We start from the raw sequence: 24931 nt of genomic DNA on the forward strand, positions 1-24931 counted from the left end.
AAGGAGGGAGGTCCCTGAGCGTAACGGAGCAGTCAGTACAGCCGTCGATTTTTATTAAATAAGGATATTTCTTCTGCTTTTGCTGGCAGCCCGACATCAGCAAGAGCAAGGCGAAAGGAATGGTGGAATAGGGAAGGTGTCGTGACATAAGAGGATGCTTAAAGAATAGGAGACGCTTAAGCTACTCAGAAAACTAGCTCCGTACCACGTTGGTACGATATTGTAAGAGCAGCTTGTCTATCGGTATATCATGCTGTTATGAAAGCTGTTACTATTCTCCTCGCTTTATCGCTGCTACTACTCCCTACTATTCCTACCCACGCCTGGGGCTTCTTCGGGCATCGGCTCATCAACCGGCTGGCTGTTTTCACCCTGCCCCGAGAAATGATTGGCTTCTATAAAGCCAACATCGACTACCTTACCGAAAACGCCACCCGCCCCGACTCGCGCCGCTCGGTGGTGCCCGGCGAGGCGGCTCGCCACTTCCTGGATGTAGATGTGTACGGCGACTCAGCCCTCACCAAGCACGGCCTACCCCGCAACTTCGCTGATGCCGTGGCCCGCTACGGCGAAGATTCGCTAATGCGCCACGGTATTGTGCCCTGGCAGGTAGCGCAGATGAAAGGCCAGCTTACGGCCGCTTTCCGGGAGCATAACACCGACCGCATCCTGCACCTTTCCGCCGACCTGGGCCACTACGTAGCCGATGCCTGCGTGCCCTTGCACACCACCCGCAACTATAATGGCCAATTCACGGGGCAGCGGGGCATTCATGGGTTGTGGGAGAGCCGCTTGCCGGAACTGCTGAGCACCGACTACGATTTGATGGTAGGCCAGGCTGCCTACCTCGACCGACCCACGGAAGCCATCTGGCAGGCCGTGGCCGCCTCGCACGCCGCCGTCGATTCGGTGCTGCGCTTCGAGCGGGAGCAAACCATGCTGTTTGCCGCCGACCGCAAATACGGCTACGAGGAGCGTGGCGGCCAGACTATCCGTACTTACTCCCGCGATTTTGCCCGCGCCTACCACCGCCAGCTCAACGGGCAGGTAGAGCGTCGTATGCGCCAGGCCGTGCGCCTAGTAGCGGCCTTTTGGTACACCTGCTGGGTGGATGCCGGTCAGCCCGATCTGAACAAGCTGCCCCGTACGCCTTCGGCCAAGGAGCAGGAGCGGCTGGCCCAGGAAGCTGCTCGTCAGCAAGTGCCAAGTGTGCTCGTACCGGGCCATGAAGAATGATCAGAAGGGCAGGCTAAAAAGCACGACCTAAAAAGGTCTATCATTGGAAAACCTGGCAGCGCTGATTGCGTACGAAACTCGCTGCTACCTCAGTGGCTTTCTATATAACTATATGAAGAAACACTACTTCTTACTTGCTGCCCTGCTGCTAGTGCTGGGCGCAATAAACCTAGTACAGGCGCAGAAGGTAGGCCTGGTATTGAGTGGGGGCGGTGCCAAAGGCTTGGCGCACGTGGGCGTGCTGAAGCAGCTGGAAAAGAACCGCATCCCCATCGACTACATCGTGGGTACCAGCATGGGCGCCATTGTGGGGGGCTTATATGCCGCTGGCTACTCACCCGAGGAGATTGAAGAAATTGTGCTAAAGCCAGAATTTCAAAACTGGGTGGATGGCACTCCCGTCGAGGGCAAAGTATATAACTACTACGACATCGACCCTACCCCAGCCGCCCTGCACCTGCGCCTGGCTATCGACTCAACGCTGAGCGCACGTGTTACGCCCAAGCTCGTCAACGACGTGACGCTAAACTACGTGTTGTCAACCATGCTGGCCCCCGCCGGCGCCATTGCCAAGTACAACTTCGACAACCTGCTGGTGCCCTACCGTAGCGTAGCGTCGGAGGTGTTCACCCGCGAGAAAGTGGTGCAGAAAAGTGGTTCGCTATCTGATGCCGTGCGCAACTCGATGGCGTTTCCGTTGGCATTTCGGCCCATCCGGCAGGAGGATGGGCGCTACCTGTTCGACGGGGCCGTGGTGGATAATTTTCCTACCGATGTAATGCGCAAGGAGTTCAACCCTGACATTATGATTGGGGTGAACGTTGGGGATGTGGCATTTGATAAATACCCTAAGGAGAAAGACGATAAACTGCTGGCTAGCACGCTGATATTCCTAGGGTCGAATGTGGCCGATACCACGTCGGTAGGACCCAATGGTATCTACATTCAGCCCAACCTGAACGACATTACGGCGGCCGATTTCAACAAGGTAAAGCAGCTAATTCAGTACGGTACGCAGGCTGCGCAACGCAAAATGCCGCTGATCCTGGAGCGTATCCAGCGTCGGGCCGACACACTAGCCTTACAGGCGCGTCGCCGAGCGTTTCAGGAACAGGCGCCGCGCCCTGTTTTCAAACGGATTGATGTACAAGGACTACCCAGCCGGCAACAAGAGTTTGTGCGGCGCTTCTTCCAGAGGTCAGGTTCTAGCTACTCGCCTGGCGATATTGAGGAAGGCTACTATCGCCTCGTTAACAACGACTTCTTCAACAACGTGTACCCGCGCATCAACTACAATACTCAACTGCAAGGCTACGTGCTGAACGTAGATGCGCGCCAGAACTCCAACCTGACCACCGACTTGGGCGTGCTACTGTCGACGCGCTCCATGAGCAACATCTACCTCGGCCTGGGCTACCGTTACCTCAACAAATACCTCTACTCGGTGCGGGCCGATGCGACTATTGGGCGCTTCTACAACGGGGCACGAGGTTCTTTCCGCATTAGTATTCCTGGCAACACACCGCTCTACTTCGAGCCGACTATTACCTTCAACAACTTCAACTACCAAGATACGGGTGGCCTGCTGGGTACCTCAGCCCAGAACACCCAGCTCCAGCAGCGCGACCTGAAAACCTACCTACAAGTAGGCATCAGCCCCAACTATCGCAGCCGCTACGTGCTGAGCGTAGGCGCCTTCACCAACCGCGACCGGTTCGCTAATACCAGCGATATCAACACCAATGCCACGCTGGATCAGGATCGGCTGCAGGGTGCCACTGGTGCCGTTCGGTTTGAGCGTAACTCCCTGAACCGCCGCCAGTATGCCGTAAGTGGCCGCCGGGTGGAGTTTGGCTTTCGGGGCGTGACGGCGCGGGAAAAATATACCCCTGGTACCACTGCCGATGACTTGCAGGAGCGCAGTCGCAACCATCAGTGGGTGAAGCTGAGCATCTACAACGAGCAATATTTTACCTTTCACAAGACCGATTCGGTTGGTAGCAGGGTGCACGCTTGGGGCTACTTAGTAGAGTCGCAAATCAGCACGCAGGGTCGGTTCGCCAACTACCGCGCCTCGCTCACCATGGCCCCCGCCTTCCTACCCCTGCCCGACTCGCGCACCATCTTCCTCGACCGCTACCGGGGCACGGCCTACGCCGCGGCTGGCCTGCGCTATATCAAAGCCATTATAGGCTCCTTAGAGTGGCGCACCGAAGGCTACATGCACGTGCTAGTGCGCCCTTGGGAGCGGCAGGAAGCTAACCCGCTGCTGGCGCAACGTGGCCCCGCCGTTAGCCGGCCCTACTTCACGGCCATGACGGGCTTTGTGTACCAAACGCCCGTAGGTCCGGCCTCACTGCAATTCATTCACTACGATGCGCCGAATCGGCAGTTTAGCGTGTTTGCGCACATCGGTTTCGTGCTGTTCCGCGAACGGTCGTTGGATTAATAGAGGTGGTCATTAACACAAAAGCCCTGCTATCATCAGATAGCAGGGCTTTTTCAAATCAGCGGACTGAATAAGGCAGTTGCTACTGCGCCTTATACTCGTTCCAGCTCTTAATCTTCAAATCCGACATTTCCAGCTTACAGAATGCCTTGATAAACGCCTTGGCTAGGCGCGCATTCGTAATCAGCGGCGTGTTGAAATCGACTGCCGTGCGGCGGATTTTGTAGTCGTTGTCCAGCTCGCCCTTGGTCAAGTTCTTGGGGATGTTGATGACCAAGTCGATTTTCTTTTCGCGCAGGTAGCTGATAACGTTCGGCTCCTGGTGGTCATCGGGCCAGAAGAGGAGCTGGGAAGGCACACTGTTCTCGGCGAAGAAACGGTGCGTGCCCTGAGTGGCGTAGAGCGTGTAACCCTTTTGCACCAGCAACTTCGCGGCAGACAGGAGCGCCACTTTCGAGGCAATCGGCCCGCCGGAAATCAGCACCGACTGCTTCGGAATGCGGTAGCCCACCGACAGCAGCGACTTGAGGAGCGCTTCTTCCGACGAATCGCCCAGGCAGCCTACCTCGCCGGTCGAGGTCATGTCTACGCGGGTAACGGGGTCGGCGCCTTGCAGGCGGGTGAATGAGAACTGCGAAGCCTTCACACCCACGAAGGTAGAGTCGTATACTAGCTCGCTGGCGTCACGCTCCACGGGCAGGCCCAGCAGCACTTTCGTGGCCTTCTTGATGAAGTTGTGGCCCGAAATCTTCGACACGAATGGGAAGCTGCGCGAGGCACGCAGGTTGCACTCAATTACGCGGATTTCGCCGTTTTTCTCCAAGAACTGAATGTTGAATGGTCCACTGATTTCGAAGCGCTTGGCAATCTGCTCGGCAATAATTTTCAGCTTACGCACCGTGCCCACATACACCCGCTGGGGTGGGTAGTACATGGTGGCGTCGCCGGAGTGCACACCGGCAAACTCCACGTGCTCAGAAATGGCGTAGCTCACAATGTCGCCGTGGTCGGCCACTGCGTCCAGCTCAATCTCCTTAGCATCCTGAATAAACTCCGATACTACCACCGGGTACTCGGCGCTAACCGCAGAGGCCAAGTCCAGGTAGGCTTCCATCTCATCGCGGTTCGATACCACGTTCATGGCCGCACCCGACAGCACGTAGCTGGGCCGAATGAGCACCGGGAACCCTACTTCCTGCACAAACTCGTACACAGCATCTAGAGTCGTCAGTTCGCGCCAACGCGGTTGGGCAATGCCCAGTTCGTCGAGAATAGAGGAGAACTTGTGACGGTTTTCAGCCTCGTCGATGCGGGCGGGGGCAGTACCCAATACCGGCACTTCAGCATCGGCTAGGCGGGTAGCCAGGTTGTTGGGAATCTGGCCGCCAGTGGAGAGGATTACGCCGCTGGGCTGCTCAAAATCTAGAATGTCCATCACCCGCTCGTAGCTCAACTCCTCAAAGTAGAGCCGGTCGCTCACGTCGTAGTCGGTCGAAACGGTTTCGGGGTTGTAGTTGATAATGATGGACTTGTAGCCTTCCTCGGTAGCCGTTTGGGCAGCATTCACGCCGCACCAGTCAAACTCTACCGACGAGCCAATGCGGTACACGCCTGAGCCCAATACCACCACCGACTTATCGGTTTCAGGCTCCAAGTCGTTTTCGGTGCCGTGGTAGGTGGTGTAGAGGTAGTTGGTTTGGGCCGGGAATTCAGCTGCCAGCGTGTCAATCTGCTTCACCACGGGCAGTACACCCAGGGCCTTGCGTTGCTCGCGCACCACCAGCTCGTTGGCTTTCACATCCTGGTCGCCGTAGAGCTTCACGGCCAACTGCTGGTCAGAGAAACCGGCCTTCTTGGTTTCGCGCAGCAGCTCTGCGGGTAGGACCTCGGCCGAGTCCAGCTCACCTACCTGGTTGCCCAGCTGGAAGATGGTATAGAGGCGCTGCAGGAACCACAGGTCAATCTTGGTCAGATCGTGCACCCGCTCAATGGTGTAGCCCGCCTCAAAAGCCAGGTCAATGGCGAAGATGCGTTCTTCGTTTGGCTCGCTCAGCAGCTTATCGATGGTGTCGTTGTCGGTCGGCTCGGTGCGGTTGCCCACAAAGCCGCGCTTGCCGGTATCCAGCATCCGCAGGCCCTTCTGAATGGCTTCCTCGAACGATTTGCCGATGCTCATCACCTCGCCCACGCTCTTCATACTGCTGCCAATCTGGCGCGCCACACCCGAGAACTTGCCCAAGTCCCAGCGCGGCAGCTTACACACCACGTAGTCGAGGGCTGGCTCGAAGAAGGCCGAAGTCGTCTGCGTTACGCTGTTTTTCAGCTCGGCCAGCGAATAGCCCAGGCTCAGCTTAGCGGCCACAAACGCCAGCGGGTAGCCGGTAGCCTTGGAGGCCAGCGCCGAAGAGCGCGACAAGCGCGCATTCACCTCAATCACGCGGTATTCCTCCGAGAACGGGTCCAAGGCATACTGAATGTTGCACTCGCCCACGATACCCAAGTGGCGAATGGTCTTGATGCCGATGCTGCGCAGCTTGTGGTACTCGCGGTTGCTCAACGTCTGCGACGGCGCTACCACGATGCTCTCCCCAGTGTGAATACCGATGGGGTCGAAGTTCTCCATGTTGCAGACCGTGATGCAGTTGTCGTACTGGTCGCGCACCACTTCGTATTCCACTTCCTTCCAGCCTTTCAGCGACTCTTCCACCAGAATCTGTTCCGAAGTCGTGAAAGCTTTTTCGGCCAAAGAACGCAGCTCGTCATCGTTGTTGGCGAAGCCGCTACCCAAACCGCCCAGCGCAAACGCCGCCCGCACGATGATGGGGTAGCCAATTTCAGCGGCAGCTTTCAACGCATCGTCGAGGGTGGTCACGGCCCGACTGCGGGCGATGAGCACACCAATCTGATCGAGCTTCTCCTTGAAAATGTCGCGGTCCTCGGTGTCGATGATGCTCTGCACCGGCGTACCCAGCACGCGCACGTTGTACTTCTCAAACACTCCCCCTTGGTACAAGGCCACGGCGCAATTCAGGGCCGTTTGGCCACCAAACGCCACCAAAATGCCATCGGGTTGTTCCTTCTTGATGACCTCCTCCACGAAGTAGGGCGTCACGGGCAGGAAGTACACGTCGTCGGCAATGTTGTCCGACGTCTGCACAGTGGCAATGTTGGGGTTGATGAGGATGGTGCGGATGCCTTCCTCTTTCAGGGCCTTCAGGGCCTGCGAGCCAGAGTAGTCAAATTCGCCGGCCTCGCCGATTTTCAGCGCGCCCGAGCCAAGGACCAGGACTTTTTGTGGTTTGTTCATTCTAAGAGTAATGTTCAAAAAAGAACGTAGGCGAAGGAGTTATCAGAACGTCATGCTGAGCTTGTCGAAGCATCTTTACCGCTTCGTTGGGGTCAGCCGGCCCACGTTTCCAAATCAATGGCCTGCCAAGTCGGATTAAACGCCGCAATCAGCGCGTCTTTCTTCTGGCGGGTCCAACCTTTCAACTGCTTTTCTCGCGCTATGGCCTGAGTTGCATTGGGGCAAATTTCAAAGTAAACCAGCAAATCCGTCTGATACCGTCCGGTGAATTTCCCGGTGTCGCCTCGCCCGCTGCTGTGCTCGTAAAGTCGCCGCGTGAGGTCGTTGGTGACGCCGATGTAGAGTACGGTTTGGGTAGGATTTGTCAGGATGTAGACGTACATGCTGCAAATGGACTTTCGAAACAGCGGGAACCAAGTTTCTTATCAAATAAGTAACTTGATAATACCTATTAAAAAGAAGGTAGCTTGAACTACAATAGCAATACCTAATGAAACTGTAATCCATTTTACCGAATAGCTAATGCCTTTGTATGGAATGGCAGCCACCAAAGCACCTACAATGAAGCTGATTAACTGAATTCCAAAAAAGAGCGTAGAAATAATGGACTTTCGCATTTCAGGACTACCCGCCGTCAATGTGTGTCCTTCCAATGTACGTCCATCGCCAACAGTCAAATTACTTATCAGCAGATTCGATACAGCCAGAATGGCAAGTACAATTAACTGCTTTTTGTTGGTGTTGCTCATATTCTGACGATTGTTCAGCGAAGCAGTAGAGATGCTTCGACTCCGCTCCGCTACGCTCAGCATGACGGTCTACTTTGTCCGTTCACTTACCCTCCTTATACTCCTCTACCGCCTTCAAAAAATCATCAAACATAAACTCCGTGTCCTGTGGACCGCCCGCAGCCTCGGGGTGAAACTGGGTGGAGAAGAACGGTTTGGTTTTGTGCTTGATGCCTTCGCAGGTACCGTCGTTGAGGTTCTCGAACAGCATCTCCCACTCAGCAGGTAGGGTGTCTGTATCGACTGCAAAACCGTGGTTTTGGCTGGTGATATAGCTACGCTTAGTGCCCGTGAGTAGGACAGGCTGGTTGTGGCTGCGGTGGCCGTATTTCAGCTTGAAGGTGTCGCCGCCCGCCGCCAGGCCCATGAGCTGAGAGCCCAGGCATATGCCGAAAATAGGCTTGTCCTGCTGCAAGGCTTTTTGAAGGTTGCCGATGGTCGCCTCGCACATCTTCGGGTCGCCGGGGCCGTTGCTGAGGAACAGGCCGTCGTAGTCGAGTTGGGTGAAGTCGTAGTCCCAGGGCACGCGGATTAGCTCCACATCACGCTCCAGGAAGCAGCGGATGATGTTGGTCTTGGTGCCGCAGTCCACCAGCACGATTTTGTTTTTGCCGCTGCCATAGCGCTTCACCTCAGTAGGGCTCACCTGGGCTACCAAGTTGTCCTGGTTGGGGTCGTGTAGAGGCACGTCTTCCTCGGCTACGATTTTGCCCAGCATGGCACCTTTCTCGCGGAGCTTCTTGGTGAGCAGGCGCGTGTCCACGTCGAAAATGCCGGGGATGTTGTACTCAGACAGCCAGTCGCCGAGGCTCTTGGCAGCGTGCCAGTGGCTGTGCTCCTCGGAGTAGTAGTTCACTACCAGCCCGGCCACGTGAATCTTATCCGACTCAAAAATCTTCGAAATAGACTCATACAGGTCCTCGCCGGGTACGCCGTAGTTGCCTACCATAGGGTAGGTGAGCACCAGAATCTGGCCGGCAAACGACGGATCTGTGAGGTTTTCGGGGTAGCCAGTCATGGCCGTGCTGAACACGACTTCGCCCGCAGCCGACGTGAAGGCGCCGAAGGATTTGCCCTGAATTTCGGTGCCGTCTTCCAGCACCAGCTTCACCGATTTAGCGTTTTCCACTCTGTTTTGCGAAAAAGGGTTTACTCTATTAGTTAATTTCTGCGGTAGTCAGGCAGGCCGTTTTCTGTCGCGTTGCGGCGGGCTAAGGCGCCCATCGTCTCACGCAACGTTGATCGAAGCCTTACCATCGGAGCAAAATGCGCCGATTTGTCTCCCGTGCCGAGCATCTGGCGGGGGCGCGACTTGTCCTCAGCCAGCGTTTGCAACCGTCCCGATATTTTTTCGGCTGGAACAGGACCGAAAATCAGGGGTCTGTTCCAGCCGAAGCAGGATGAAAGCCAGATGGGAGCAAAGGAATGCGTTTCACTAGGCCCCGTGCAGTACCACTTCCAGATGTCAGGCATCGGGAAGTCGGGTGGGCACGACTGCGGCAAGGAAAAGGGAATGGCCGTTCTTTCAGGGAAAGAACCAGCCGGCTGCTGCGTACTAATGGCCAATGGCAGCGTGCAGCTAATCAGAAGGGGAGCTTGGCTCGTGAGCTTCGTCGTGCTACTCATTGGGGCTGCAAGTTAGGCCACAAGTCGCTTACTTCCTTACCTCGACCGGAATAATTGCATACAGTGCCTCCAAAAACCGATCTACTTCCTCCTTGGTGATATTTAGCGGTGGCAGCAGACGCAGCACGCCGGGGTCGGAGGCATTGCCTACAAAAATGTGGTGCTCCGACAACAGCTTGTCGCGCACCTCTTTCACAGGGAAGTCGTACTTAATACCCAGCATCAGGCCCAGGCCGCGGATTTCCTCGGCACCAGCGTTGGCTTCCAGCTCCTGCCGCAAGTAGTCGCCCAGTTCGCGGGCGTGCGCCACCAGGTTTTCCTGGTCGATGACTTCCAACACAGCCAGCGCAGCGGCGCAGGCTAGGTGGTTGCCGCCGAAGGTAGTACCCAGCAGCCCATACGACGCCTTCAGGGTAGGCGCAATCAGGATGCCACCGATGGGGAAACCGTTGCCCATACCCTTCGCCACCGAAATAACGTCGGGCTGAATGCCCGCCCACTGGTGCGCGAAAAACTTGCCGCTCCGGCCGTAGCCACACTGCACCTCATCGGCAATCAGCAGGGCGCCGTATTGCTTACACAGCTCAGCCAGTCCGCGCAGGAAGTCGTCGGAGGGCATAATGATGCCGCCTACCCCTTGGATGGGTTCGATGATGGCCGCGCACACGTCGCCGGCTTGCAAGGCTTGCTCTACCTCAGCTAGGTCGTAGGGTAGGAAGCTCACGGCGTGCCCCGCGTTGAAGGGCGCCACAATCTTAGGATTGTCCGTAGCAGCTACTGCGCCCGAGGTACGACCGTGGAACGCGCCTTTAAAGGCAACAACGCGGTTTTTGCCCGTGTGGAACGATGCTAGTTTTAGCGCATTCTCGTTGGCCTCGGCGCCCGAGTTGCACAGAAACAGCGTGTAATCGGGGTAGCCCGATACCTCGCCCAGCTTCTGCGCCAGCTCCCGCTGAATCGGAATTTGTACCGAGTTGGAGTAGAAGCCCAGATTCTGTAGCTGCTCGGTGAGGCGCTGCACGTAGTGCGGGTGGCTGTGCCCAATGGAAATCACGGCGTGGCCGCCGTAGAAGTCGAGGTATTCCTGCCCGTTGTCGGCCCACAGCTTCGCGCCGAGTGCGCGTACGGGCGTGATGTCGACGAGGGGATAGACGTTAAAAAGCTCCATGATGATAAGCAGTTAGCGCCGTTCTGATATCCAGGGTAGAAGCTCTGGGCTAATCAGCGTTCCGGCAAATTTCACTACAGTAGACCAGGGTTTCAACCCTAGTACATTCGCGCTGCTAAAACAACGCCGCCTTCAATCCCAGCCCCGTCGTTTCTGGCAACCCAAAAAGCAAATTCATATTCTGTACCGCCTGCCCCGAAGCACCTTTAATCAGGTTATCAAGAGCCGAGGTGATGAGCAGTTGCTTGCCGAACTTCTGCACGTGCAGCAGGCACTTGTTGGTATTCACTACCTGCTTCAGATGGATTTCCTTGTCCGAAACCGTCGTGAAAACTGCATCGGCATAGAAGTTCTGGTATAGCTCCCGCGCCTCGTCCTGGCTCAACTCCGATGGCGTGTAGACCGAGGCGAAGATGCCCCGCGTGAAGTTGCCGCGGTAGGGAATGAAGTTGATATCGACTTCCGCCTGGGGCTGCAACTGCCGCAGACTCTCCCCAATCTCACCTAAGTGTTGGTGCTTGAAGGGTTTGTAGATGGAAATATTACCTGTGCGCCAGGTGAAGCCCGTGGTTTCGGTCAGTTCGCGGCCGGCGCCGGTGCTGCCGGTAATGGCCGACACGTGCACCGCCTCCGTGAGCTTGCCCACCGCCGCCAGGGGTAGGAGCGCCAACTGAATAGCCGTGGCAAAGCAACCCGGATTGGCAATACTCTGCGCCTGCTGAATGCGGCTTTTGTTCAGCTCCGGTAAGCCGTACACAAATTCCCTACCCCCAAACTCGGCGTCGGCTTCCAGGCGGAAGTCGTTGCTGAGGTCAATGATGTGGGTGGTTTCGGGCAGGTTGCTCTTTTCCAGCCATGCTTTGGAGTTGCCGTGGCCTAGGCACAGAAACACCACGTCCTCGTCGCCGGCCAGCTCCGAGGCAAACCGCAGGTCCGTATCGCCTACCAGGTCGTCGTGCACTTGGTAGACGGGGTTGCCAGCGTTTGACGAGCTGACGATGGCGCTCAGCTCCGCGTATTCGTGGTGCAGCAGAATGCGGATCAGCTCCCCAGCTGTGTAGCCAGCGCCGCCCACAATGCCGACTTTGATATTATGATTTTGCATACTTGAGTCGCCCTCTTTGGTGCGCTCCACCCCCCGGCTCCATTCTCCTTGGTTCGGAGAATCCGGGGAGCCACGGTGGCGCAGGCGCAACAAGCTAGAGCTAAAAAAACGAGGCTAAAACTAGAAACTAGTCCCCCTCTCCCCGAGGAGAGGGGGTTAGGGGGTGAGGTCCCCGCCAGGCTATTCGTTGAACGAGCTATGTATGCGCAGCTGGTTGCTAAAAATCTTGATGAAGCCCCGCGCGTCGCGCGAATCCCAGGCATTGTTTTCCTCGCCGTAGGTCGCCACTTTCGACTGCATCATGTCGTACTTCGACTCAATGCCTTGCAGCTCGAACTGGTAGGGCTTCAGCGTCACGAACACCGTGCCCGACACCCGCTCCTGCGATGACTCCAGGAAAGCCTCAAAATCGCGCATCACTGGGTCGAGGTATTGGGCCTCGTGGAGAAGGGTACCGTACCAATTGGCCACGTAATCCTTGTGCAACTGCTGCCAGCGCGAGGAAGTATGCTTTTCCAACAAGTGGTGGCCTTTCAACAGAATCAGCGGGGCGGGTGCCTCAAAGCCTACCCGGCCTTTGATGCCTAAAATCGTGTCGCCCACGTGCGTATCGCGGCCAATGGCGTACTGGCCAGCCAGGTCGTTGAGCTTCTGGATCAGGACTACAGGATCCATCTGCTCGCCGTTCAGCGCTACGGGTTCGCCTTTTTCGAAGGTGATTTCTACGTTGGTCGGCTCAGTCTGCGTGAGCTGGGTAGGGTAGGCCGACTCGGGCAGCGCCTGGCGCGAGGTCAGCGTTTCGACGCCGCCTACGCTGGTGCCCCAAATACCCACGTTGATGGAGTATTTGGCTTTCTCCCAGCTCATCTCAAAGCCCTGCTGTTGCAGATACTCAATCTCCTGCTGACGCGAGAGTTTTAGGTCGCGGATGGGCGTGATGATTTCCGTGTTAGGCGCAATCACCGCAAAGGCCACGTCGAAGCGCACTTGGTCGTTGCCGGCGCCGGTGCTGCCGTGGGAAATGTACTCGGCCCCGGTGCTGCGGGCGTACTCAGCAATAGCCAGGCTCTGGAACATGCGCTCCGCACTGACGCTCAGGGGGTACGTGTCGTTCTTCAGAATATTCCCGAAAATCAGGTAGCGCACACACTCGTGGTAGAATCGCTCCGTCACGTCGATTACCTCGTGCGTGGTGGAACCCAATTCATAGGCACGCTTCTCGATGGCGGCCAATTCCTCGGGCGAGAAACCGCCCGAATTCACAATTACCGTGTGGACTTCCAGCCCAAGTTCGCGCGACAAATACACGGCGCAGTAGGACGTGTCGAGGCCGCCGCTATAGGCGAGGACTACCTTTTTCTTCATTTCAGAGAGTTAGAGGATGTATGCGAAAGTAGGGAGAGGGTAGGAGAATGCCATGTTGATTGACCTCACCCCGTCTCCTCTCCGGGAGACGACGTGCCAAACGGTATCAAAACGCACCCCTCTCCCGGAGGGGAAGGGACGGGGGGCACGCTACCGCAGAATCTCAATAGATTCCTGCGCAATCTGGCCGTATTGGTCTTTCAGATTGTCGTAGACCATGCCCGTGCACAAGCACATTTTGCGCTCGTTTTCCTGCAAAATGTGGTAGTTCTTGCAGCTCATGCAGCCTTTCCAAAAGTCGTCGCTTTGCGTGAGCTCAGGGAAGGTGGTAGGGCGGTAGCCCAGCTCACTGTTGATTTTCATCACGGCGGCGCTGGTGGTAATACCGAAGATTTTGGCCTGCGGGTACTTGGTGCGCGAGAGTTTAAACACCTCGTGCTTGATGGCGCGGCCTAGGCCTTCCTTGCGCAGCTCGGTATTCACGATCAGACCCGAGTTCACGACAAACTTGGCGTCGTCGAACGTCTCAATATAGCAGAAGCCGGCCAGCTCATTATCGACAAAGGCGATGATGGCGTCACCGTTTTGAATCTTCTTAATCAGGTAATTAGGGTCGCGCTTGGCGATGCCCGTGCCCCGCGTCTTGGCCGACTCAACGTACCATTGGCAAAGGGTATCGACATATTGAATGTCGGCGAAAGTAGCGACGCGTAGAATCATGAGGAGAATACGGCAATGCTCGCCTACGCTCGGGGGTAGGCAAAATGTCTCGAAAAGCAGAAGTGCGAAAAGAGAGCCGTTGCTGCCGAAAGCAGCTGGGCAACCGGGGCCGGCGAGGGCGGGTTTCTGGTAGGACTTCCATAGCCGGCCACGAAGCGGAGCCGGGCTGAGCAGGTCGCCAGAGGGCCTGTCATCAGCACATGAATAATCGTCCTACACCCGTCGTCGCATCATTTCGGTTGAAGTTGTTCCCAGACCAGGCTACCGAGCAGGTTAGGTGCCGGTTGGGAAATTTTTGCAAACATAAGCCCCGTAAAGGATATTACAAGCTATTACTGAAAATTCCCCTCATTGGTTATGGAATTAACCAATTCTTAATCAAGGGGTTGTCAGGGTTGCAAAAATCACATTGGGCTAGAAAAGAGTGAGCAAGGAACGCGCCAAAGCGCTTAGGAGTATCGGCAGCCGCACGTAATCAAGACGTTATGGCCTGCCTCTGAATTGAACTATTCGAGTTCAGCTATATAACACATGTTGGCTGTAGCAGTTCAAAACAGGGACAAAATTTTGTCTGAAGCGTGTGTTGCGGCGGGCACGTCCTGCTGAGCGGAGTCGGAAGCATAATGTGCTTGCCGCAGGACGCGAGATTTCGCCCGTTGATCGAAATGACGTTCTTTGTGCGTCCCTTCTATTCGCAATGAAAGACTCCCTAAAAATAGTGAAGATAGGCGGCGGCGTGCTCGACGACCCCGAGCAGCTGCACCAGTTTGTAGCTGAGTTTCACCGCCTACCCGGCCAGAAGGTGCTGGTGCACGGGGGTGGCAAAGGCGCCAGCACGCTGCTGCAAAGCCTCGGCATTGAGCCCCAGATGGTGAATGGTCGCCGCATCACCGACGCCGCCACGCTGGATGTAGTAACAATGTTTTACGCTGGCAAAACCAACAAGCTGCTGGTGGCCTTATTGCAAGAGCGCGGCACCAATGCCTTGGGCCTCTCTGGCGCCGATGGCAACGTGCTGCGCGCCACCCGGCGCCCGGTTGGCGCGGTAGACTACGGCTACGTGGGCGACCTGACTGACCAGAGCGTGAACACGCCGTTGTTGCAAACCCTGCTCGGCGCGGGCCTCACGCCCGTGTTTTGTGCCATCACCCACGACGGCCAAGGGCAGCTTCTCAACACAAACGCCGACACCATTGCCAGCGTACTGGCCCGCGCCCTGGCGCCCTTCTACGAGGTGGCGTTGCATTTCTGCTTCGAGAAAGACGGCGTGCTGGCCGACGTAAACGACAACAGCTCGGTGATTCCGCAAATCACGCCTGCGCGGTTTCAGGAGTTGAAAGCCAGTGGTGCCATTGCCGCTGGCATGCTGCCAAAGCTGGAAAACGCCTTTGCTGCGCTGGAGGCGGGGGTAGAGAAAGTTATTATCGAAAACGCGCTCAAAATCAATGAGCCTGTGAAGACCGTGCTATGCCGGAGCTAGTAGACCAACTGGCCGAAGAAGCTGTTCAGCTGCTGATTCGGCTGATTCGGACGCCGTCTTACTCACGGGAAGAGGCCGACACGGCGGCGTTGCTGGAGCAGTTTCTGCAGGCGCACGGCGCCACGGTGCACCGCGATGCCAACAATGTGTGGGCCCTGTCACGCCACTGGCAGGAGGGCCGCCCCACGGTGCTGCTCAACTCCCACCACGACACCGTGAAGCCCGGTGCTTCTTGGACGTACGACCCATTTGGGGCCACCGTGGAGGGTGATAAGCTCACGGGCCTAGGTAGTAATGATGCGGGAGCCTCGGCCGTGAGCCTGCTGGCTACGTTTCTCTACTTCGAGGAAAGCCCGCTGCCGTTCAACCTGATCTGCGCTATTACGGCCGAGGAGGAAGTGTCGGGTGCTAACGGTATTCGCCGCCTGCTGCCCCTACTTCCTGCCATCGACTTGGGCATTGTAGGCGAACCTACCCAAATGGAACTGGCCATTGCCGAGAAGGGCCTCGTGGTGCTCGACTGCACTGCGCACGGCCGCACTGGCCACGCCGCCCGCGAGGAAGGCGACAATGCCCTCTACAAAGCCTTGGACGACATTCAGCTGCTCCGCAACTACCAGTTCTCGCGCGTGTCGGAGCTGCTGGGGCCGGTGAAGCTTTCTGTCACGCAGATTCAGGCTGGCACCCAGCACAACGTGGTGCCCGACCGTTGCACGTTCGTGGTTGATGTGCGGACCAATGAGCTGTATACCAATCAGGAAGTAGTAGAGATTGTCCGTGCCATGATTGGGGCGGAGGTAACGCCGCGCTCTACTCACCTCAACTCCTCACGCATTGCCCTGGAGCACCCGCTGGTGCAGCGCGGGCTGGCGCTGGGTAGGCGTACGTTCGGCTCGGTTACGCTTTCCGACCAGAGCATGATGCCGTTTACGACCGTAAAAATCGGCCCCGGCGACTCAGCCCGTTCTCACACCCCTGACGAGTTTATTTATTTAAGCGAGATTCGCGGTGGGGTGCGCGGCTACGTAGAATTGCTGCAAGAGCTAGTGCTAGTTCCTCTCCTTTTTTAAGGAGGGGGTAGGGGGTGGTAAAAGACGTTGGACGACTTGCTAGCTTTAGCTTTTAAACTTTTAGTTATTGTTCTGACGGCTTCATCCCCTACCCCCTCCTTAAAAAAGGAGAGGAGCTAGTTCTAGTTTTAGTTTTGACAAATATGAAAATCTGGGAAAAAGGCATTCCGGTTGATGCCAAAATCGAGCAGTTCACCATCGGGCAAGACCGGGAGTTGGACTTGTATCTGGCTAAGTTTGACGTGCTGGCCTCCAAGGCACAGGCCAATATGCTGGCCGGGGTAGGGATACTGACTGCAGAGGAAAACCAGCAGCTGCAACAGGGCCTTACGGAACTGGGCGAGCAGGTAGAAGCCGGCACCTTCACCATTGAGGACGAGTTTGAGGATGTGCACTCCAAAATTGAGTCCTACCTAACGGAGAAGTTTGGCGACGCGGGCAAGAAAATCCACACTGCTCGTTCTCGCAACGACCAGGTGCTCACGGCTATTCAGCTGTTTTTGAAGGACTACACCGAGCGCGCCGCCGCCAAGATCGTGCAGCTGGCTGAGGTGATGCTGCAGAAGGCCGAAGCCCATAAAACCGATTTGCTACCCGGCTACACGCACTTTCAGGCCGCTATGCCCAGCAGCTTTGGGCTGTGGTTTTCGGCCTACGCCGAGCACTTGTTGCTGGATCTGGCGTTGTTCGAAGCGGCCCACACCGTAGCCGACCAGAACCCGCTGGGCTCCGGCGCGGGCTTCGGCAGCAGCTTCCCCATCAACCGCCAGCAGACTACGCAGGAGCTTGGTTTTGGTAATATGGCTGTGAGCAGCGTAGGCGCCCAGATGCTACGCGGCAAAACGGAGAAGACGCTGGCTTTTGCCGTGGCTGGCTGCGCTGCTACCCTCGCCAAGATGAGCTACGACCTGGTGCTCTACAATTCCCAGGACCTGGCGTTTGTGGAGCTACCCGCCGCTTTCACCACGGGTTCTAGCATCATGCCGCACAAGAAGAACCCCGATGTGTTTGAGCTGATTCGGGCGCGGTGCAACGCTTTGCAGGCCCTACCCAACACTATCACGCTCACCATCAGCAACCTGCCCGGCGGCTACCACCGCGACTTCCAGATTCTGAAGGAACTGCTCTTCGAGCCCATGACGCAGTTCCTGGACATTCTGGACATCGTGCTGTTTGCCCTACCCCAGTTGTGCATCAAGCCCAACCTGCTGGCCCAGGACAAGTACGACGGGGTATTCTCGGTCGAAAACATCAACCAGCTCATCCAAACCGGCACGCCCTTCCGCGAAGCCTACCAGCAGGTAGGCCGTGCCGTGAATGAGGGCACCTACGTGCCGCACAAGGAATTCCAGACCACCCACCTGGGTAGCGTGCACAACCTGGGCTTAGAGGAAATAGAAGCCAAGCTGACGCGGGTACGGCGAGGGAGTAAGGTATTGGGCAGAGAGTAAAAACGTCTATCATCCTAAGCTTGCGAAGGACCTTTTCACGGTAGGACGAGCCATTAATAAGAGGGTTGTTCTTCTCGTGAAAAGGTCCTTCATTAGTTCAGGATGACAGGGGTAATTATTTCCTACCTGCTTTCACACGCTTCACAAGCGGCACCGTGAACTGCACATTTGCAGGCTTGCCGTTCTGCCTACCCGGCCGAAACTGCCCGATAGTGCTGAAAGCCTCGTCCAGCGCAAGTGCTACGGCCTCTTCCGATTCGGCAGCGGTAGGCCCTAGCGCGGGCCGGCGCACCTTGCCAGTTTTATCGATGATAAACGTAACGACGGACAGAGGGCCGCTGGCCGCGCCACCATGCACGTGGCTGGTTGCGAAAGCTTGCAACCCCTCCATGCCTCCATCCAGGTAGGCAGGCATCTGCTCCACGTAAGTATAGATTTTATCGCCGTCCAGCATCGTCATGCTCGGCTTTTGCGGTTTTAGGGCGTTGGGCATGGGCGCGGGAGTAGCCGTTTGAGCATGGGCGCCGGGGCTGAGTAGTGCTAAGAAGCCTAGGAGGCTGAAGTAGAGGAATGGGCGGGGTAGGGAGGTAGGCATATGGGGAAGCATCTTTATTTTCTGTTCTTTCCTCTGTAAGAGGTTGGTGGCAGATCTTTAGCAAAGCCGACCGGAATTGTAAAAGGTACACTCACGGGTTTGCCGTTGTTTTCACCGGGCTTCCACTTAGGCATGGATTTGATGACCCGCAACACTTCATCGTAGAATGCAGGGGATAATCCTTTGTTAATGTGTGCGTTGGCTACTTGCCCAGTTTCTGTGATAACGAAGCTGACGAATACCTTACCTGTTATGGTTGTGTCTGCTGAATAGCGGATGTTCTGCCCGATGAATTGAAACAAGGCCTCGAATCCACCGGGAAATTCTGGAAAGGCGCCGAAAAAACATATAGTGCCAGGATAATACACCGGCTTCGGCAGGTTGATGGGTAGATCATACTCCTTAATCGGTAACGGATTAGCCGGAATCAATACAACTGAGTTATCATATACAGCTGTATCCCGCTGTGTTTCCGTACGCACTTGCGCCCATGCGTCCCTGTCTGGCATTCCCAACCCACATAGCAACACTACCCAAAACCAACGCAACTTGATGGGTAGTTGGGGTAGGGCAATTGCTTGAAAGGTGGATAACATACAAGGATAGGATTTTTGTATAATAATTTGATAAACAGAATTTTATTCTGTGTCCTTTTTCGGAAAAGCTGATTTATCTGCTGCCGTGAAGGTGATAGGTAGGGTGTAGTGAACATCATCCTTTATTGGAATCCATTTCCCCATGAGCTTAGCGACGCGTAGCGCCTCTGTATCGAATGGCTCCCCCATTCCTTTTAGTATAGAAAAGCTACGGGCGTACCCATGTTTGGTAACAATGAAGCTTACAAATACTTTCCCGCTTCGCCGTTGTCCAGTTGGATAGCGCAAGTTTTGGATAATGAAACGGCGTAGGCCCGCCTCGCCACCATCTTTGTATTCTGGCATCACCTCGAAGCCTAATACTGTCACTGCTTGTTCAGGAGCTACATAATGCTTCGCACCCGCCCGCACTTGCGCCCATGCCTCCCTACCCGACAGCCCCAACCCACACACCAGCACCAGTGCCACCAGAAACCGCCGCAGCCTGGGGCGCAACTGGGGCCCTGGGGTAGTCGCCAACTGGCTTTGGCGAAAACGCCCACACAGGCGGCCGTCGGGTGAAGCAGCGCGGGCGGCTTCCAGGTCGATAGCAGTGCTGTTTGTGAAGTCCACTACTTCGTGGTTGCAGCGGGCGCAGTGGCGACCTTGGTCGGTAGGCGTCATGTGCTGCCAGTCTTCGGAGCAGGCCTGCAGATGTATAGTAAGGATAGGAAGCTCAAGCATAGGTCGATAGAGAGGATATGCTAACAACGCTTTACTACGGAATTTTAGTGGCCGGTGTGGGGCGCGTCGTTACTTTTGTGAGGCCGGCTGACCAATGGAGCTGCGGGTTGGATTCACTGGTCCTTCACCCAACGCAACAAAGTTTTGTGGGTCTTTGCGTAAACAATAGGCCTTTCTTGCCACTTTATGACAGCGCTCCGCGGCAGACGATGGCGTAGTATATTTGTCGCCTCCTCCGCTGCGGACTTTGCTTTTCGTCTTATGTCATCTCTTCAGAATTATCCTCGCTTCACTTTAGGTAATACGCTGACCACAGAGCAACTAGAGTTTTTTCGGCAGTATGGGTTTCTGCATTTCCGCCCTTTTTTGACCCCCGATACGGTGCAGGACTTGCTGCGCGCGTCGGAAGACGTACAGCGCAAATGGCTGGCCGAGGGGGTAGAGAAGGTGAACGGCGTGCCCATTAAATACGGCAAGGATGTGGACGGGCAGCCCATTGTACAGCGGTTTGCCTTTGCCTCCCACCACAGCCCTGTACTACACGAGTTCCTGAAAGACCCGCGCTTCGAAGCCCTATTTCCGCTGTTGGAAGCCCCCGGTGGGCGCATCGGCGAAAATGAGAAGGACGGCCTCGTCATCAATCACTACGTGAACGTGACGGGCTCGGAGTTTTCGCAGATGGGCTGGCACACCGATTCGCTGCGCGACGTATTCTACGGCAAGCGCATCGGCCCCATGCTAAACGTGGGTGTGCACCTCGATGGCACCCCGGCCACCAACGGCGGCTTGCGCCTGCTGGTAGGCACGCACACGCAGAGTCTGCGCAAGATGCTGTTTCGCAAGAAGTACTACAAAGACGTAGACTCTGACCCCAACGAAATAGCCGTAGAAACCGAGCCCGGCGACCTGACCGTGCACGACGGCCGCATGTGGCACCGCGTGGCCCGCTCGCCGCTGGTAGGCGAAGTGTCGCGCCGCCGCGTGATGTATATTCCCATCATTTCGGGCAAATACGAGCCGAAGAATGAAGAAAGCCCCACGCCGTTTTACCTACGCTTCTTGCACTTGGTGAAGTAACCAATAGGGTTAAAATCGTACGTCATTTCGACCAACGGGAGAAACCTCGCGTGCTGACGCCGGATGGTAAGTACCGGAGCACATGAGATTTCTCCCGTTGGTCGAAATGACGTTTAAACCGAAAACGAACATATGAAAACCGCACTCATCACCGGCGCCTCGCGGGGCATTGGGCAAGCCATTGCCACCGAGCTGGCGCGGCGTGGCTACCATGTGCTGCTCACGGCACGCTCCGCAGAGGCTCTGGAAACGGTAGCCGCTACCCTGCGCCAGCAGTTTGGGGTAGAAGCGCACGTACTGGCCGCCGACCTGGCTGCAGCCGATGGCCCGGTCCGCGTGGCGGAGTGGGCTACTACCATCGCGCCGGAACTGGCCGTGCTGGTAAATAATGCCGGGTACGGTCTGTGGGGTAGGTTCGAAGACTTGGGGCTGGACGAGCAGCAGCAGATGCTGCGCCTGAACATGCAGGTACCCGTAGAGCTGACGCACCGCTTGCTGCCTACCTTACGCCGTCAGCCTAAGGCCTACATCCTGAATGTGGCCAGTACCGCAGCCTACCAGGCTGTGCCTACCCTGTCGCTCTACGCAGCCAGCAAAGCGTTTCTGCTCAGCTTCAGCCGCGGCCTGCGCTACGAGCTGCGCGACTCGCCGGTGTCCGTTACTTGCCTCAGCCCTGGCTCCACTACCACCGATTTTGCCAACCGTGCCGGCATGAACGACGCTCTGCAAGCCACCGCCAATAAGGTGTCGATGACACCGGAGCAAGTAGCCAAAGCCGCCGTAGCGGCTCTGCTAGCCGGCGAGGCCGAGTTGATTCCTGGAGCGCTCAATAAGATTTCGGCCACGCTCACCAGCTTCGTTCCCAAAGCTCTAACAGAGAAAATTGCTGCTGGCATCTACGAAAAGCACTTGCAGTAGGTGGTGAAGTGGTGAGTTTGTGAAGTTGTGAATATAAAAAGCGTGTGTCATCCTGAGCGCAGCGAAGGACCTTCTCACATCGGAACGATTATCGTCTCAACGACTCGTTCAATTGGCATAAGGTCCTTCGCCGCGCTCAGGATGACATACGCTTTTTATATTCACAACTTCACAAACTCACCCCTTTCCCTGCCAGCCAATAGCTGCCGAAGGCGAACGGAATAGCGGCCAGCACATCGTAGGTGTAGTGTGCGTGCTGCACCAGCACCAGCGCGGCCACTACCCCTGTAAGAGCAGCCAATACCTGGCGTAGTCTGCCTGGTCCTACTGCCAGGGAAAGTAGGGCGAGAGTAGCTGTATGACCCGAAAAAAATAGGTCTTTGGTGATGGGGACTTGCGACGCGTAGAAGAAACGCTCCACCAGTGGGTCGTGGAGGACGAGCAGGTGGGCCGGTGCCTCCAGGGGAAAAAGCCACAATGTGGCTATGCGCAGCAAGTGCAGCAAGGCATACGCCCACAGCGCCCGCAGCAGCAGGGTAGGGCGGGGCAGCAGATAAATCAAGGCCACAGCAATACTTAGGTAGATAACCCCGAAAGTAGGCGCCGATACGTCGTGGGCGGGTAAGGCTTCCAGCAGCGGATCGGGCAGCACCGTGCCTGGCCGCGCCTGAACGAAGGTAAAAAAGGCAGGCAGGGCGTAGGAAATGCCTAGTAGCAGCAGCAGCGCCACCAGTAGCCGTTGCCGGAAGGCGGGGTGGGTGCGGGCTGCCGACCAAGTGAGTGGGCGTGCCGGCGTTGTGGCGGCGGAAGAACGATGGGTGGGCATGCGAAAGAGCGCGTCGCACTATAAAAGAGTGGCGCAGTACAAAAATAAGCAGCGCGAGTCAGGTGTGCGAAAGTGGTGCCATCGGCGTACTTTAGGACGTTTTTTCAGGCCTTCTATTGCACTGCATATGCCCCGTTTTTCTACCCTGCTCACCACCGCATTGGCGTTGGCTACCTTCCCAACGCTGGCGCAGAACGCCGCCCTAAATGCGCGTATTGCCAAGCTGGCGGCGCAGGAAGAAAGCAAGGTAGTTGCCTGGCGGCGCGATATCCACGAGCACCCTGAACTGGGTAATCAGGAAACCCGCACGGCCGGCATTGTAGCCGCCCACCTCAAAAAGCTGGGCATTGAGGTGCAAACCGGCGTGGCCCGCACCGGCGTGGTAGGCATTCTGCGCGGCGGCAAACCTGGCCCTGTAGTGGCGTTGCGCGCCGATATGGACGGCCTACCCGTGACGGAAACCACCGGCCTACCCTTTGCCTCGCAGGTGAAGACTACCTACAACAACCAGCCTGTAGGCGTGATGCATGCCTGCGGCCACGACACGCACGTAGCCATGCTGTTGGGCGCTGCCGAGGTGCTCAGCCAGGTGAAAAAAGACCTACCAGGCACGGTGAAGTTTATCTTCCAGCCCGCCGAGGAAGGCTCCCTACCCGGTGAAACGGGTGGTGCCAAGCTGATGGTGCAGGAAGGTGTGATGACGAACCCCAAGGTAGACGCCATCTTCGGCCTGCACATCAACGCCCAAACGGAGGTAGGCAACCTACGCTACCGCGCCACCGGCGAAATGGCCGCCGCCGACGTATTCAGCATCAAAGTGAAAGGCAAGTCGGCGCACGGGGCCTACCCCTGGCTGAGCGTGGACCCCGTGGTAACGGCCGCGCAGATTATTCTGGGCCTGCAAACCATTATCAGCCGCCAAACAGAACTGACCCGGGATGCGGCCGTGCTGACGGTGGGCATGGTGCACGGCGGCGTGCGCAACAACATCATCCCCGAGCAGGTGGAGCTGACGGGTACCATCCGCACGCTGGATAAGGATATGCAGCAGAAGCTGTGGGCCGATGTACGTCGCGTAGCCACGGGTATTGCCAGCAGCGCCGGCGCCACCGCCGAGGTGGAGATTGTGAACTACACGCCCGTGACCTACAACGACCCAAAGCTGACCGCGCAGATGGTGCCTACCCTGCGCGCCGTGGCGGGAGCGACTAACGTGCAGGAACAGAAGGCCGTAACCGGCGCCGAGGACTTCGCCTATTTCCAGGAGAAGGTGCCCGGCCTGTTTGTGTTTGTGGGCGGAATGCCTAAAGGCAAGAATCCGGCAGATACGGCCCCGCATCACACGCCCAACTTTTTCGTAGACGAAAGCGGCCTGACGCTGGGCGTAACGACGCTGGCTACCCTCGCCGCCGACTACCTGGGCGCGAAGCGGTAGCAGTGAATGACCCATCACTGTCATCCACCAATCCTTCAATTCCCGTTCGCGAAATTCTTTTTAATCCGCACCATCTGCGATGAATATTGCCTTAGTTACCTGCGACATTTTGGCGCAGTATGCCGCGCCCAATGTAGAAGATGAAGACAGCCTGCTCACGCGCTACCTGCGCGCACAGGGGCACCACGTAGAGCCCCGTGTGTGGACCAACCCGGCCGTGGAATGGGAGAAATACGATGTAGTGCTTCTAAAATCGCCCTGGGACTACTTCGACCGCATTGAGGAGTTCTACGCATGGTTGGACCGGATGGAGCAGCTGCAGGTGCCCATGCTGAACCCCGCCACCGTGGTGCGCTGGAACACCAATAAACGTTACCTGCGCGATATACAGGATGCCGGCGTACGCATTGTACCCACGCAGTGGCTGCCTCGTGGTAGTCATTTCGATGCCGAAGCTGCCCACACTGCCCTGCAAACCGACCACTTAGTAGTGAAGCCGGCTGTGAGCGGCGGTGCCAAAAACACGTTTGCGCTGTTGCGCGGCGAGTCCTCCATCCGCACGCCCGACCTCAACGAACTGCTTCAGCACGAAGACTTCCTGGTGCAGCCTTTCCTACCCCAGATTCAGGAGCAGGGCGAGTGGTCGTTGGTGTACCTGGGCGGCGAGTACAGCCATTGCGTCCTGAAAACTCCCAAGTCCGGCGACTTCCGGGTGCAGCACTACCTGGGCGGCGGCATTCAGGCCCGAACCGCGCCGGAGCACTTGCGTCGCACCGCCGATGCCATTGTGCAGCAGTTTGCCCCCGGCTGCCTCTACGCCCGCGTAGACGGAGTAGAAATCGACGGTGAGCTGGTACTCATGGAGTTGGAGCTGATTGAGCCCTTCCTCTACCTAGCCACCGAGCCTACCTCCTTGCCACAGTACGAGAAAGCGCTATCAGCTCTAAAAAGCGGAGACGTTTCCTAACCGTCTGTTCTCCTGAGTAGCGCGGAGGA

The 24931-nt window shown here is 56.9% G+C and carries 22 protein-coding genes; 9 read left to right on the forward strand and 13 right to left on the reverse strand.

The genetic code is table 11. The features are described from left to right. Positions 1-258: 258 nt before the first annotated feature. Both MUN82_RS19565 and MUN82_RS19570 read left to right on the forward strand, forming a co-directional pair. Complete coding sequence (locus MUN82_RS19565) at positions 259-1236, forward strand: zinc dependent phospholipase C family protein (protein ID WP_245093119.1); 978 nt, start codon at positions 259-261, stop codon at positions 1234-1236. 112 nt (positions 1237-1348) lie between these two features. After that, complete coding sequence (locus tag MUN82_RS19570; RefSeq protein ID WP_245093120.1) at positions 1349-3685, forward strand: patatin-like phospholipase family protein; 2337 nt, start codon at positions 1349-1351, stop codon at positions 3683-3685. An 82-nt stretch (positions 3686-3767) separates the two neighbouring features. Here MUN82_RS19570 and carB read toward each other — a convergent pair whose 3' ends face one another. The 9 genes from carB to MUN82_RS19615 form a co-directional block, all read right to left on the reverse strand. Next, on the reverse strand, positions 3768-6992 hold the full coding sequence (gene carB, locus MUN82_RS19575) for a carbamoyl-phosphate synthase (glutamine-hydrolyzing) large subunit (protein WP_245093121.1): 3225 nt from the start codon (positions 6990-6992) through the stop codon (positions 3768-3770). Positions 6993-7084: 92 nt separating this feature from the next. Continuing rightward, positions 7085-7375: a GIY-YIG nuclease family protein gene (locus tag MUN82_RS19580; RefSeq protein WP_245093122.1), complete on the reverse strand. Its 291-nt coding sequence runs from the start codon at positions 7373-7375 to the stop codon at positions 7085-7087. Between the two features lie 42 nt (positions 7376-7417). Beyond that, complete coding sequence (locus MUN82_RS19585) at positions 7418-7741, reverse strand: hypothetical protein (RefSeq protein ID WP_245093123.1); 324 nt, start codon at positions 7739-7741, stop codon at positions 7418-7420. 82 nt (positions 7742-7823) lie between these two features. Then, positions 7824-8909, reverse strand: coding sequence for a glutamine-hydrolyzing carbamoyl-phosphate synthase small subunit (carA, locus tag MUN82_RS19590; protein WP_245093124.1), 1086 nt, complete (start codon positions 8907-8909; stop codon positions 7824-7826). Positions 8910-8941: 32 nt separating this feature from the next. Continuing rightward, on the reverse strand, positions 8942-9406 hold the full coding sequence (locus tag MUN82_RS19595; protein WP_245093126.1) for a hypothetical protein: 465 nt from the start codon (positions 9404-9406) through the stop codon (positions 8942-8944). 28 nt (positions 9407-9434) lie between these two features. After that, positions 9435-10574 carry an aspartate aminotransferase family protein gene (locus MUN82_RS19600; RefSeq protein WP_245093128.1) on the reverse strand — a complete coding sequence of 380 codons (1140 nt, stop codon included), beginning with the start codon at positions 10572-10574 and terminating at the stop codon, positions 9435-9437. A 115-nt stretch (positions 10575-10689) separates the two neighbouring features. Continuing rightward, on the reverse strand, positions 10690-11679 hold the full coding sequence (gene argC, locus MUN82_RS19605; RefSeq protein WP_245093130.1) for an N-acetyl-gamma-glutamyl-phosphate reductase: 990 nt from the start codon (positions 11677-11679) through the stop codon (positions 10690-10692). A 180-nt stretch (positions 11680-11859) separates the two neighbouring features. Beyond that, the gene (argG, locus tag MUN82_RS19610) at positions 11860-13044 is read right to left on the reverse strand and encodes an argininosuccinate synthase (RefSeq protein WP_245093132.1); all 1185 of its coding nucleotides are present in this window, start codon (positions 13042-13044) and stop codon (positions 11860-11862) included. Positions 13045-13194: 150 nt separating this feature from the next. Continuing rightward, positions 13195-13764 carry a GNAT family N-acetyltransferase gene (locus MUN82_RS19615; protein ID WP_245093134.1) on the reverse strand — a complete coding sequence of 190 codons (570 nt, stop codon included), beginning with the start codon at positions 13762-13764 and terminating at the stop codon, positions 13195-13197. 697 nt (positions 13765-14461) lie between these two features. Here MUN82_RS19615 and argB point away from each other — a divergent pair. From argB to argH, 3 genes are all read left to right on the forward strand, one after another. Next, positions 14462-15244, forward strand: a complete 783-nt coding sequence (gene argB, locus MUN82_RS19620; RefSeq protein ID WP_245093136.1) for an acetylglutamate kinase — start codon at positions 14462-14464, stop codon at positions 15242-15244. Next, positions 15232-16314 (forward strand): M20 family metallo-hydrolase, encoded by a 1083-nt coding sequence (locus MUN82_RS19625; protein ID WP_245093138.1) that lies wholly within the window; start codon positions 15232-15234, stop codon positions 16312-16314. The genes argB and MUN82_RS19625 overlap by 13 nt, the downstream gene beginning before the upstream one ends. 143 nt (positions 16315-16457) lie before the next feature. Continuing rightward, positions 16458-17765, forward strand: coding sequence for an argininosuccinate lyase (gene argH / locus MUN82_RS19630; protein ID WP_245093140.1), 1308 nt, complete (start codon positions 16458-16460; stop codon positions 17763-17765). Between the two features lie 115 nt (positions 17766-17880). Here the strand turns inward: argH and MUN82_RS19635 are convergent, their stop codons facing one another. The 3 genes from MUN82_RS19635 to MUN82_RS19645 are packed head-to-tail and all read right to left on the reverse strand — an operon-like array spanning position 17881 to position 19679. Continuing rightward, entirely contained in the window at positions 17881-18360 is a 480-nt protein-coding gene (locus MUN82_RS19635) for a hypothetical protein (protein ID WP_245093142.1), read from the reverse strand. Between the two features lie 14 nt (positions 18361-18374). Then, the gene (locus MUN82_RS19640; protein ID WP_245093145.1) at positions 18375-18956 is read right to left on the reverse strand and encodes an energy transducer TonB; all 582 of its coding nucleotides are present in this window, start codon (positions 18954-18956) and stop codon (positions 18375-18377) included. 42 nt (positions 18957-18998) lie between these two features. Next, positions 18999-19679 (reverse strand): energy transducer TonB family protein, encoded by a 681-nt coding sequence (locus MUN82_RS19645; RefSeq protein ID WP_245093147.1) that lies wholly within the window; start codon positions 19677-19679, stop codon positions 18999-19001. A gap of 261 nt (positions 19680-19940) precedes the next feature. Here MUN82_RS19645 and MUN82_RS19650 point away from each other — a divergent pair, with 261 nt between their 5' ends. Continuing rightward, complete coding sequence (locus MUN82_RS19650) at positions 19941-20756, forward strand: phytanoyl-CoA dioxygenase family protein (protein WP_245093149.1); 816 nt, start codon at positions 19941-19943, stop codon at positions 20754-20756. A gap of 132 nt (positions 20757-20888) precedes the next feature. Beyond that, the gene (locus tag MUN82_RS19655) at positions 20889-21674 is read left to right on the forward strand and encodes an SDR family NAD(P)-dependent oxidoreductase (RefSeq protein ID WP_245093151.1); all 786 of its coding nucleotides are present in this window, start codon (positions 20889-20891) and stop codon (positions 21672-21674) included. A gap of 169 nt (positions 21675-21843) precedes the next feature. On the opposite strand, the gene MUN82_RS19660 is transcribed toward MUN82_RS19655, so the two are convergent. Next, positions 21844-22500, reverse strand: coding sequence for a phosphatase PAP2-related protein (locus MUN82_RS19660; protein WP_245093153.1), 657 nt, complete (start codon positions 22498-22500; stop codon positions 21844-21846). Positions 22501-22627: 127 nt separating this feature from the next. Here MUN82_RS19660 and MUN82_RS19665 point away from each other — a divergent pair, with 127 nt between their 5' ends. After that, positions 22628-23935, forward strand: coding sequence for an amidohydrolase (locus MUN82_RS19665; RefSeq protein ID WP_245093154.1), 1308 nt, complete (start codon positions 22628-22630; stop codon positions 23933-23935). Between the two features lie 79 nt (positions 23936-24014). Continuing rightward, positions 24015-24902, forward strand: a complete 888-nt coding sequence (locus MUN82_RS19670; RefSeq protein ID WP_245093155.1) for an ATP-grasp domain-containing protein — start codon at positions 24015-24017, stop codon at positions 24900-24902. Positions 24903-24931: the final 29 nt, after the last annotated feature.

It is taken from the genome of Hymenobacter aerilatus (assembly GCF_022921095.1).
Taxonomy (GTDB): Bacteria; Bacteroidota; Bacteroidia; order Cytophagales; family Hymenobacteraceae; genus Hymenobacter; species Hymenobacter aerilatus.